General features: G+C 51.9%; 9 protein-coding genes and 1 pseudogene. 2 read left to right on the top strand and 8 right to left on the bottom strand.

Going from position 1 to position 12,125, the window contains the following annotated elements:
- Positions 1 to 23: 23 nt before the first annotated feature.
- On the bottom strand, positions 24 to 581 hold the full coding sequence (rfbC, locus tag JZX87_RS08745; protein WP_206825100.1) for a dTDP-4-dehydrorhamnose 3,5-epimerase: 558 nt from the start codon (positions 579 to 581) through the stop codon (positions 24 to 26).
- Between the two features lie 692 nt (positions 582 to 1,273).
- The gene (locus JZX87_RS08740; protein ID WP_206825099.1) at positions 1,274 to 1,918 is read right to left on the bottom strand and encodes a class I SAM-dependent methyltransferase; all 645 of its coding nucleotides are present in this window, start codon (positions 1,916 to 1,918) and stop codon (positions 1,274 to 1,276) included.
- 336 nt (positions 1,919 to 2,254) lie between these two features.
- Here JZX87_RS08740 and tnpB point away from each other — a divergent pair, with 336 nt between their 5' ends.
- Together tnpB and tnpC are read left to right on the top strand one after the other, a co-directional pair.
- Positions 2,255 to 2,470, top strand: a complete 216-nt coding sequence (gene tnpB / locus JZX87_RS08735; RefSeq protein WP_206825098.1) for an IS66 family insertion sequence element accessory protein TnpB — start codon at positions 2,255 to 2,257, stop codon at positions 2,468 to 2,470.
- A 152-nt stretch (positions 2,471 to 2,622) separates the two neighbouring features.
- A pseudogene (gene tnpC / locus JZX87_RS08730) lies at positions 2,623 to 4,202 on the top strand (IS66 family transposase).
- Positions 4,203 to 4,422: 220 nt separating this feature from the next.
- Here the strand turns inward: tnpC and JZX87_RS08725 are convergent.
- From JZX87_RS08725 to JZX87_RS08700, 6 genes are all read right to left on the bottom strand, one after another.
- Positions 4,423 to 6,162 carry a glycosyltransferase family 2 protein gene (locus JZX87_RS08725; RefSeq protein ID WP_206825097.1) on the bottom strand — a complete coding sequence of 580 codons (1,740 nt, stop codon included), beginning with the start codon at positions 6,160 to 6,162 and terminating at the stop codon, positions 4,423 to 4,425.
- 292 nt (positions 6,163 to 6,454) lie between these two features.
- Complete coding sequence (locus tag JZX87_RS08720; protein ID WP_206825096.1) at positions 6,455 to 7,732, bottom strand: KpsE/RkpR family capsule polysaccharide export protein; 1,278 nt, start codon at positions 7,730 to 7,732, stop codon at positions 6,455 to 6,457.
- A gap of 19 nt (positions 7,733 to 7,751) precedes the next feature.
- Entirely contained in the window at positions 7,752 to 8,405 is a 654-nt protein-coding gene (locus JZX87_RS08715; RefSeq protein WP_206825095.1) for an ABC transporter ATP-binding protein, read from the bottom strand.
- On the bottom strand, positions 8,402 to 9,610 hold the full coding sequence (locus tag JZX87_RS08710; RefSeq protein ID WP_206825094.1) for a KpsE/RkpR family capsule polysaccharide export protein: 1,209 nt from the start codon (positions 9,608 to 9,610) through the stop codon (positions 8,402 to 8,404). Before JZX87_RS08710 ends, JZX87_RS08715 begins: the two co-directional genes overlap by 4 nt.
- Positions 9,611 to 9,869: 259 nt before the next feature.
- Positions 9,870 to 10,841, bottom strand: a complete 972-nt coding sequence (locus JZX87_RS08705) for a glycosyltransferase family 2 protein (RefSeq protein ID WP_286194223.1) — start codon at positions 10,839 to 10,841, stop codon at positions 9,870 to 9,872.
- Positions 10,841 to 12,046, bottom strand: a complete 1,206-nt coding sequence (locus tag JZX87_RS08700; RefSeq protein WP_206825092.1) for a glycosyltransferase family 4 protein — start codon at positions 12,044 to 12,046, stop codon at positions 10,841 to 10,843. The genes JZX87_RS08705 and JZX87_RS08700 overlap by 1 nt, the downstream gene beginning before the upstream one ends.
- Between the last annotated feature and the right edge of the window lie 79 nt (positions 12,047 to 12,125).

The following is a 12,125-nucleotide window of genomic DNA, read 5'->3' as shown; positions in this document are numbered from 1 at the left end:
GTCCGGGCAAGATCAGGTATGCCTCAATAGGTGAAGACGGTGCCAAGGTCGGCCAGCGACGGCTGCTTCCTGTCCTTATCGGAAAGGGCTGCCTTATCTGCATCGACCGGCCAATCGATGCCGAGCGCCGGATCGTTCCACAACAGGCCACGATCATGTTCGGCGCTGTAATAGTTGGTCACCTTGTAGCTGATCTCGGTATTGGGTGCGAGCGTGCAGAAACCGTGGGCAAAACCGGGCGGTACCCAAAGCTGCCTGCCGTTCTCGGCCGTCAGTTCCACCGCGACATGCTTTCCATAGGTCGGTGAACCGGTTCGGATGTCGACTGCAACGTCGAGCAATGCGCCTGCGATGCAGCGCACCAGCTTACCCTGCGCCATCGGATCCAGCTGGAAATGCAGCCCACGCACCGTGCCGACTTCAGCCGAAAGCGACTGGTTGTCCTGCACGAACTCGAAGTCACCGACATGCTCGGCAAACAGCGACTGGCGGAACGTCTCCATGAAATAGCCGCGGCTGTCGCCGAACTTCTTCGGTTCAATCAGAACAACGTCAGGGATAGCAAGCGCCTTGAACAGCATTCGGTCCTCATTGGTAAGCCAGCCTCTGCCTACCCTTTCCTGGTTTCGCTTGTAAAGCGCTCGAATTGGTAGGTAATTCTATAAATCCTGACTGTGACGTAAGACTGACCTGCCCACCAAGGATTTCGCCAATAGCGATATAAGGACCTAGCAGCCCTGATACGCCGAATGGCGCGGCTTGAGCAACCGACTGAAACAAAAAAGTATTTGCTGGTGATGCCCCGCTACCGGTTCGCAATGCCGCGACACTATGGCATACCGGAAATCGGCAGCTTCCTGTGATGCTCGGGTGCCAGAGTCATTATATCGCTATAAGAAACTCGTTCGCCTAATCGATTGAAAACACTGTGCACAGACGTGGTTGCCGTATGCGGGAAACTGGCCCTTTAGAAGGCCATGACCTACACCGATATCCACCGGAGGGCTTCAACGCGAAGATCGTTCCGGAAACTCTGCAGCCTGGACCCGCTACCGATAGAGTGCAAATAAGGTCGCCTCAGGGTAGTCTTCTCAGTACGCTGGCGTGACTATCCTGAAATTACCTCCATGTCTGCGACCGAACAGGATGCCGATAGCCACCATGCCAAGAATGATACCGGCTGGGCACTACAGCACGGCGATAGTACCCCAGTCGAAAGCGATGTTTTGGGAACCGCTTCTACTGTATGATAGGCGAGGATAGGCTACAGACGCTATGGCTTTCTAAGTATTGTGATACAGTCCAAGTCAGGCTCTCCCCAAGCGTGTATCTGCTGCTCTACCACTTCGAAGCCCGCAGATTTGGCGATCCGCCCGAAAATCTCGGAAGACATGTAATTGCGCCAGTGCGGATTATTCTTAAAATCCGCATGGGGGCCGCCATTGGTGTAGTTGGAGTGATGAACCAATGCGTAACCGCTCTGCTTAAGGATGCGGTAGAATTCTGGGACGTAGGCTTTTACAATCTCTAGCGGAAAGTGGACCATGCTATCGAAAGTATAGACAAAGCTGCGCGATGCATCTGCGATATTGCTGAGGTCGTATCCATTGCACTGTTCAACCGAAACATCGGCATTGTTCTCGTACTTCCTACGGCAGTACTCAACGTTGTGTTCATTCACGTCCACCATTAGGATTTTGTCTGAAAGCGGGATAAGGTAGTCCGTATTTCGGCCGTAGCCGCAGGCGAAATCCACGACACTGGTGTAGTCGATGGGGTGGCGCTTACGAATCGGGGCGATATAGGTCTTCCAATGGTAGTTCATGTCGCGAGCTGCCGCCGCATGGTAAGCGTCCGCGACTTCCTCCCCCCAGTGAAGGCTATTTTCACTGACCAAACTTTCCAAGCTGTTTTGCATCCATCTATCCTCCAGTTAGATAATTGCAGGTTTTATGCCTAGCACGCATTGCGCGTTGTGAGAACTGGGCAGAAAAAAGCTGATGAGTGTCAGCGCTTTTCCGCTCTTAGGTTATTCTCGGTAAGCCCACGGTGAAGGCCGTTTTGTGAGGTAGCGGAACGTCGGAAGTGCTAGTGGTAAAACTAGGGATAGTCCTATGACGAAGCATCCGATCGAAATCATCCCATCCTCGTCGGAAGCGTAGCGATGTAATGATCGAACTGGGTCGGGGTGCCACGTGGATAGCGACATCGATACCGAAGCGCTTGGCCGTATTCTCGATTGCGTATTCGGTCTATGATGATCCTGCCGCCGAGCGGGGGAAAGGTCTGGCTGGAGACAGGCCATACCGATATGCGCACAGTCTTCCCCGGCCTGTGGTTGATGGTGCAGGAGGCGCTGAAGCGCGACCCGATGTGTGGACACTTCTCGTATTCCGTAACCGAGGCGGCGGCCAGATCGCCTGTCTGTTTACGAGGACGCTGGAGCGTGGACGCTTCATCTAGCCATTAGCGGCCGATGGCACAGTGGTGATCACGCCCGCACAAGTCGGTGATCTGCTGGAAAGTAACGACTGGCGGATTCGGCAAAAGCTCTGGCGGTCGACGTCGGCCGGATAAGCAAGAACACTGGAATGACAAGGTCGAATATGATTCCCTCCTGTCATGAGCAATGCCACCGAAGAGCTTCCAGACGACCTTGCCAGTGTCCTCGCACTGCTGCCCAGGAACGCGCTCGACATGTTGCAGCCGAAGCAGAAGGGCGACCTCCAAGGCTGAAGCCGCCAGCACAAGAGCACTCGTATCGCATTCCGAGGCGCTGATCGCAGGGCTGCTGGAGATCGACAGGATCCGCCATAATTCTACGGCAGCCGATCCGGGCGTAAGGCGTGGCCCCTAGAGTAGATGGAACTGTATCTCGAAGAACTTGAAGCGGGCGTTGGTGAAGAAGAACTGCCGGCGGAGATCTCAGCCAAAGCTTCAGCCGTCTACGCAAGCGTCCGTCACATAAGCCCTTTCCCGAACATCTGTCGCGCGAGCGCGTCGTTATCGCCGCTCCCGCCAATTGCGCCTGTTGTGGATCGGCCGAACTGTCGAAGCTTGGCGAAGACGTTACCGAGACCCTTGGAAGTCATTCCGCGTCAGTGGACGGTGCGAGAGAAATTCACCTGCCGCTAGTGTGAGAAGATCACGCAGCTACCCGCACACTTCCATGTTACACCCGCGGTTTTGCCGGGCTGAACTTGCTGGCGATGATAATGTTCGAGAAGTTTACCCAGCACCAGCGACTCAACCGTCAGAGCGAATGCTATGCCTGCGGGAGCATCGACCTCAGCTTGTCGACACTGGCCGACGAGGTTGGAGCATGCACCTCGGCGTTGAATCCACTCCGCTCTCTGATCGAAGCGCATACCCTTGATACCGAACGTCTGCATGGTGACGACACGATGGTGCCGATCCTAGCCAAGGGAAAGACTGATACGAGCCGCATCTGGACCTATGTCCGGGACGATCGACCGTTCGGAAGGCTCTCACCGCCGACCGCCTTTACTGTGCCTCACGCGATCGACGGCAGGAGCATCCGGAGAGCCATATGAAGACTTTCACCGGCATTCTGCAGGCGGACGCCTATGGCGGCTACCATCCGCTGTTCAAGGTTGATCGCAATCCCGATCCGCTCACGTGGACACTCTGTTGGGCACACTCGCGGGGCGAATTCTTCGTGCTCGCCGATATTGCGGGAACGCAAAGCGTGGAAAGAACGCCGCGCCGATCTTGCCTGTGGCGCTCGAAGCCGTCAAACGAATCGACCGCTTGTTCGATATCGAGCGGGAGATCAACTGGCTTACGGCCAGTCAACGCCTGGAACGTCGTCGTAGGGGAGGCCTGCCGCTCGTCGATGATCTGCACGCTTGGCTTCTAACCGAGTGGGCAAAGCTCTCACGCAGTTCTCCGGCTGCAGGGGCGATCGACTACATGCTCACCACTGGATGGCTTCACGTTAGTCCTGTGGGATAGCAGAATTTGCATTGCTAATAATGGGGACGAGCGAGGCTTCGCACTTGGCAGAAAATCGTGACTCTTCGCCGGATCAGACCGCGGTGCAGATCGTGTAGCCTTCATGGCCGCATTGATCAAGACGGCAAAATCAAGGACATCGATCCCCAAGGTGGCTTACCGACGTTCTTGCCCACATCGCGGACACGCCGATTATCAGTATGGAGCAACTGCTTCCGTGGAATTAATTGGAGACCGCAGACCGTCGATGTTCAAGCGGCATGATCTGCGGTCATCACTGTATGCTTACTAACGTGTCATCATTTGACTGGCACAACCAGATCTCCTTCAAGAGGATTGGATCACACACCATGACAAGGATGCCACTTTATGTGGGATACGTCCATAAGCCCTAAGCGCCTAGCGAACATGGTCGGCTATTTCAGAGTCAGGTGATCCAGATCGGGCTCATCGCCATTTCGATGTCCTCGCGGCGAGGTCTGACGGGAAGGCTTCAAGCACAAAATCCTCAGCAACCAATGAAAGGTTTGGATTATGGAAAGGATCCGACAGCAAGCGCTTGCCCCATCGACCATGCATCGTAGCTTCTTCGCCTGCAAATCTTATCAGTTTGGCTGCCGTGTTGTCGCGCCCGCGCGAAACTGATTCACGGTGCCAGAGCTTGGCGTGTGGCGTCCAGATGATGCGCTTGTTCATCCGCCTGAGCTTGAGACAATAGTCTACATCATTAAAAGCGACAGCAAGGCTTTGTTCGTCCATTCCATTCACGGCTCGCCAAAGAGACTTCGTTGTAAGAAGGCAGGCGGCAGTTACAGCCGACACATCGCGTCTCTGTTGAAGTAATCCCCGATCCTCTCCGGATGATGGATCGATAAACGCGAAACTGTGGCGTGCTACGGATCCTGCACCTAAGGTAACACCAGCATGTTGGACAAGGCCATCGGGATAAAGAAGGTAGGCCCCAACTGCGCCAACTGTGGGATTCTGAAGCTCCAAGCACATCTGAAACAGCCAATCAGACTCAATCGGATCAACGTCATTGTTGAGCAATAAAACCAATTCGCTACGGGCTTCAGATACGCCGAGGTTGCATGCTCGTGAAAAATTGAAATCACCAGGCATCGGCACGACCCTGGCGAAACCACGTCTTTCGACTTCCTTCAGATAGGCACGCGTGTCCTCCTCCTCACTATCATTATCGATGATGATCACATCAAGCGAGACACCGGTTGTACGATCTTGCAACCCTCTTAGACAAGCAGACAGAAGATCCATTCTATCTCTAGTCGGAATGATCACCGTGACCTCCCCAGAGTAGGTCGAGGATCCGATAGACTTCGGAACACTCGGTGTCTCCAATATTCGCTTCGCTGGAACCGACAACAGTACAAGCGGAATATGGAGGATCGTCTGCTGTTCGGACAAAGCAATCTCGCGGACGACCTCACTGACCGTCGCAGACATGAGATCGACATTATCCGGAACGGCTGAAAGCCTTACCACAGCGCCCTCAAGCGGCAGCCAGCCAGAATCGGCCAGCAGAGGACTCCATGCGGGTTTGAGGAACGGCCTGTGACGACGCCCACGAGAGTCGATCTGATCTTCGTCGCAATATACGGCCGCCACCTGCGGCGACGTGAAAGACTGAATCAGCTGCCCGATTGCACCTTCCTCAAGTACTGCGCCCGCGGGAAGGCTGAGCCACAGAAGGCTCTCCGGCCGACCGGCCGAAACCTTGAGCGCCGCCCGATCAACAATTTTCCAACGGTCTACTGACTGGCGATGCAAGGATCTTTTCGTTACCTCCATCTTTGATGCAGGCCCTGGTTGAATTGTAACAAGTACCGACGCTGTCAGATCCGTTGAACGATTGAAAGCTGCACTCGCTGCTCCTTTGTGCATCGATAGCCACTCGGCATACGGTAAGGAGTTGAGTTCATCTACTACCCTTGCAAAGCGGAAAGCGGCCCCCTTCCGATTGCTGCCAAAGATCAGCTTACATATAGAAATAAACTTCTTAGGAGAGCGAAAAGCTACGCGGAACGCAAGTTCAGCTCGGCACGCCTTTCGGATACTGTAGATCGACACGTCGCTGCCGTTGTAGACTTCTCCATCCGAATTGACCAAATGAAGTGATTTCGAACCGCGTGGAATCCAACAAAATAGATCGGCAGAGCCATTTTTCATTATTCTCGGCGAACGCACAATTAAAGCGGGTGTACGCTCTTCTCGCACGAAGCCTAACCTGACTCCGCTTGGCCATCGTACACCATTGTTCTTAAACCTAACCCTGATGCAACCTCCTCGATGGTTGCCCAAATGCGTGCTTTTTTGCTTCGAATTAGACATCAGCAGAATTTACCTGAAAGGGAACCTGAACCTCGAAGAGTTTTCTCTACTGGTTTTCTATCTCAGCCTTTGCCAAGCATGCCCGGCTATGTGACCACGTCATTTATAGAAATGAGCCAAATGCGTTAGCTCAGTCCAGCTGCTTGCGTATCATGACAAGAATGCCACAAACAAAGGCACAGACCCCTAGACAAGCTATGAGGCTGAGAAAGAGCGAAAGCGGAATATTTGGGTACTTGTTACTGTCCGGCATTGTTGGCTCTATAAAATTGTCCACATATACCAACTGTAGTGAACTCACCAATTTCACCTTTTCGAGGTCTTTCAGGGCAGCAGTCAATCGCTTCTCTGCCATAGACAGATCAAGCTTGAGCGTATCGAAAACCGTTGAGTAGCCGGCAAGATTGACATCTCCGTTGGATGATGAGCCGGCAATTTGGGCGCGAAGTTTCTGTGACTGCTCTTCCGCTGCAGCGATTCTACGATCAAGGTCCGCTGCCTGCGGCGCACGGCTGGAAACGGCATCGCCGAGTGCTATCCGCCTACTTCTTAGTTCAGCTATGTTAGTTTCTATAGCCGTAAGTACCGACGCAAGCTGTCGCGCCGACATATCGACATCAAACACACCTGTTTGGTTCTGCGTGTCGCGAATCTTACCGCGTAAATCCGCTACTTCTTGAGTCGCGCGGTCGACGTCTGCCTGCGTTGATACGCGTAAATCATCCCACATGGCGGAGCTAAGTTTGTTCACGCGTTCTTCTGCGAGTCGTAACACAAGCTGAACAAGGTCGTGTGCTTGTTGCGGCGTGTAAGCAGTAATCTCAAGTTCCACTATGCCGCTCTTCGTGTTCACATACGTCGATGCGTGCTTCTCCCAATAGTTGAGCAAATCATCTTGGGTAGACTCCGTCGGCAATCGCGATAAGAAATCAATCCTCTCAGCACCAAACAAAGTGTGCAGATCAACATGTTTTTGCATGTCTTGGATAATGGCTGGGCTTTGGAGATAATTCAGGAGAATCGCGGTGTCTTGAACGATTTTCTCCTTTGGCTCCACTGCATTGCTGGAGTATCGGTCACGGGACAAGAGCGGGGTCGACGAGCGTACAATGAACCGGACCTGAGATGCGTAACCGGGGCTGGCGAGGAATGCATAGTATCCGATGCTACCGAGCATTGGCAAAACCAGCGTAACACCAACAATTACCATTAGCATGATGGAAAACAGCCTGTCGCGTGTTCGAGGCGCGAGGCCAGCAAGCCGATAAAGATTACGACGGCTGCGATTCTCAAAAGTCAACGCGCGCGCGTAAGAGCTAAGAGCAGCGGCCATCCTTTGGCGCCGCTCCTGCACTGTTCTAGCCTTGACGTCAGTCAACTGATCGTTATCTTTTACGAGATTGTCCAACAAGATCTCCGCCACGCCATCAGCGATTAAGGCGCATATATGTTGCTATTCCATCTTCGACATTGTCGAATTGTACCATTTGACCATCGATAAGCACTATTGCCACATCACAATAATCTTTGATTGTTTCCATATCGTGAGAGATAATAATAACGTCCGATTTCTCTCTCCGCGCCCTGAAAGCTTCGCGACAGCGGCGTTGAAAATTTGAGTCGCCGACAGCTGTAATCTCATCCACAAGATAGCAATCAAACTCAATCGCCATTGACAATCCGAACGCAAATCGTGCGGCCATACCTGAGGAATACGTCCTGAGCGGCTCGTTAAGATAGCTGCCTATCTCAGCGAATTCCGCTACGAATTGAAGAACGCGTCTAAAATCCTCACCGTAAGCCCTAGCTACAAACTTTAGGTTTTCTTTCCCACTGAGGAAACCATTAAGTCCATTAGTGAAACCAAGGGGCCAAGAGACACGGACATCCCGTTTGATGCGACCAATATTGGGAAGTTCTGCTCCTGCGATCAGGCGCATCGTCGTCGATTTACCAGCTCCGTTCACACCAAGCAGTCCGTAGGACTGTCCAGCAGCGAAATGCATCGATTGATTACGTAATATGTAGCGTCGGTTTCCAGCAGTTTTATAATATTTAGTCACCTTATCGAGCGTGATCATACACGATGATCCTCAACGGACATCCAGATCAGAGTTGCAGTCATCCAAAGCGAGAGCATGCCGATCGTTAAGATAACCCAATTGGAAAAGCGATCGGGATACACCGACTCGTCGGGCAAGTTAGAGTTAGAAAAGATTGACATGAATGTCGATCGTCTAAGGGCCGTCGATTTGGCAGTATCTAGGTTTCGCACATTGGATTCATAGATTGCTTGAGCAACGATTCGGCGGGTCTCCAACCGTGAAAACTCAGTCAAGCTCGCTGATAACTGAAGGTCGCCGCCCTCTTGTGCGCCAGCAATACTATTCTGGCGAATGGCGATCTGCTCATCGATTGCGGCAATAGAACGCTTCAACTCCCTTGCTCGTGCGGAATTAGAAGCATTCGCGGCTTCTAAAGAGCTCAGACTCACAGCCAACTGTAGCTTTTGCTCTGTCAACTTCCCGATGATCTCACTTAGCATTTTGGCAGACGATAGCGGATCGAAGATGCCAGTCTTATTTTGATAGTCGCGCAGGTTGTCTAGAGCCAATCGATAGTCAGCTAGGCTTGCAGTCACATCTCCCTCGACACGAGCAACCAGATCAGTCTTTGCCCGCTCAGAGATCTTGTCCACCATTTGGTTCGCGGATTGCAGTGCAGCATTGGTGATGAGAACAGAACTTTCCGCAGAGAATGCCCTCACGGTGAACACGATAATCCCAGAAGGGCCATCAACATAGGTATCGACTTGGCTTTTCCAGTAACGAAAAAGATCTTCGAAAGATGCATCTTCTGCAAGCCGAGATAGCGGGTCAGCGGATGTCCCCGCATAAAAGCTCCGTAGATTGATTTCCGATTGAAGTTTTCGGACAATCTCGGGCGACTTTAAATAGTTTGCAACGATGTAAGAGTCTTGCGTTAAGGAGTCTCCTCCGATCATCGACCGGCCTTCGCGCGTTTCTGATGTATCGAACTTTTCGCTTACGCCGATGGTTCGAACTATCATCCTTGTCTCAGTAACATACTGATTGCTTGCGATCATAGAGTAGTAGATTGCCGCAGCAACGCTCGGCAGGACAACGAAAATGAGGAACGAATTAGGCTTGCTGAAAATCTTGCCGAGAACACGCGAGATGACGCCTGATTGCGAAGGTTGAACGTCGCTTGCATCGAGTGGTCTCGCTACGAGCGTAGACGGGTCATGACCAATTTGCAGGCTCATAGCAGGTTCTCATCGCATTTTTAAATAGTTGATTATTGGCCGAGCTCGACCAGCACGCCGGAATACGCTCGCAAAACGCCGATTATTTCCTCTAATTACAGGACATGCGCCCAGTCACGTTCGCCGCATTTTCTACCCACCACAGGGCCTCGGTTTAATGATTCTTATGGCCTAATCAAGGCTTGCGTCGCAAAATCAGGATTTCAGGTCAGTCTGTTTACGTTGAATTTGGAGCATTCGAAAGACATCAAACAAGAGATTATGACCGGTAGAGCCTGCAATCTTGCGAAAGGTACGGCAGAAGAGAACGAGGTAACCTCTGGTGGTTAGCACCGAGACAGTGCCCAGCGACTAAGGCAATTTGTTGGCTCGCTCGACGGAACCGATCCATTAGCCTTATTTCACCATAACGGTCGTCTAATGTTTGCCGAAATGCTCTGACGGCAAGTCGCCCTGCAGTTCTGGTAGCTTTAATCGGATTGCGGCTTAGTTCGTAGCCGAAATAAATCGAGAAATTACGAGATTCGTCGTATGCACGCCTAAGTTGCTCAATAGTGGAATAGTCATGCGAATGATAGACTGTTGCCTTGGGTGCGTACGCTTTGCTGTAGCCAGCCTCAATTACAGACTTAGCCCATATCTGGTCTTCAGCAAACTCCACGTCGGGATAGGGGTGACAATTCCAGACCGATTTCCGGATTAAGGAGTTATTATCTGAGTAAAAGTGCAGAAATTGCCGCCAACCTTTATCGCAATTATACCGCGTAGGGTCACTGTAGCGCGACACGACAAGGGGATAGGAAAGAAATCTATCAAAATGTCGCTCTAAGTCATGTTTAGTAAAGGGGGACGCTGACGGGTATGCGACATGCCGACCAAAAACGCCTGCTATGGAAGAGTCTTGTTCCGCGGCTTCAACCAGATTCGCCAACCAGTATTCGTCTACCGGCTCTGCATCGTGGGTCAAAAATGCTACGAACTCAGCGTTTGAAAGTGCAACGCCGAGATTACGGGTCTTGCCGTGTCCAAAATCAGCAGAAGGTATTTCGACGAGCCTAATCCCACCTAAGCTCCGGACGTAATCAGCAGTTCCATCCTTCGAGCCTGAATCGATGACGGTAACCTCGAAAGGCCAGCTTGTCTTTTGGTTCAGAACCTTACCTAGCACCTTGGGCAGGATGCGCAATGCATTCTTCGTCGGTATAACTACAGCAGCCCGGCAGGACGCCATCACTTAGCCCTATGACCAGCGTAGACAGCAACTCGCTCTTTCAAAGCAGACTCCACAATACGTGCTGACCTCTCCCACGTAAAGCGTTCGACATAGTCTGAGCCTCGAGATGAGAGTTGATTCCGCGCAGATGGATCTCTAAGCAACTCCTCAATCGCATCCGCAATGCCTTCTGGGGTAGGATCGGCAAACTTCATTATATCCTTCGAAAAGATTGAGCGTACAGTTTCCAAATTGAGGTCGACCACCGGCAGGCCGCACGCCATCATTTCTTTGTTCACGAGGGAGTGGTTTGTCACCGAAAACACCACTCCGATGGTCGATGTCCGATAGAGTGTAGCGAGTTCAATTGCGGACAAAATCCCTCTATCACGATAACGGAAAGTCGGGGTAATTGGGCCGAGGTCCCAACCAAAGAACTCCACCTCAAAATCAACCCCGCGCTGCTGAAGGATTTCTAGCGCCATGTATCCCAACTCAACTGCGCGTCTTGGCGTGGCGTATCGCGCATAGAACGCGATACGAGCAGGGGGGCGTTCAGTAAGACCTGACGTTAGATTGTATACGGCTTTGTCGTAAGCCAGAGGCCACGATACAGACCATCGTCCATACTTACACGACATTTTCTCATGCAGCCAATCTCCGGCGCACAAACAGTCAAAGTCGAAATGATACGTTGCCTCGGTCAGAAGAGATTCTGGTCCAGATGGGTAAAAAGCTGGCTCGAAATCCTGGACAAAGTAAAATCGACGAACAAAGCCTCCCATCGCCCTAACCGGATAACATGTAAATCGATCTGTGGCGATCAGGGCGTCCCCTTCTGCGTCGGGTGTTTGGTTGCTAAAGAGCCTGACTTCGCCCGAGAACGGCTGAAAGTGATCGTTGATAGTCTTTTTTGCATCTTCGCCCGATCGATGTACCGTCGGATTTTGAACCAGGAACTCGACTTGATGCCCAAATTTTTCTAGGTAACTTGCGATCCGAAATATCGTCATATGCCCCCCAGCGCCAGCGACAAAATCTGGAATAATCCAAGTGATGCGTAAACGCTCAAGATTCACACTAGAGTACGGCGGCTCTGACTTTGTATCTTTATACGACGTGAAATACTTGAGTTGATCTACTCGCCGCTCGAGCTCACTCTTTGGGGCCTTTTTACGAAGAAACCAGGACCGAACTTTTCTGCCAATACCAGACGCCTTCAACTTCTCCGCCTTTCAAGTGTCGATTAGTTTCACATGCCATTCACCCGTGCGAGAAACCCATCTATCGGCGACAAGAAAA

It is taken from the genome of Agrobacterium sp. Ap1, assembly GCF_017313375.1.
GTDB classification, from domain to species: Bacteria; Pseudomonadota; Alphaproteobacteria; order Rhizobiales; family Rhizobiaceae; genus Neorhizobium; species Neorhizobium cellulosilyticum.
Note: the sequence above shows the minus strand (reverse complement) of the source record. Positions and strands in the feature narration are given on the sequence as shown.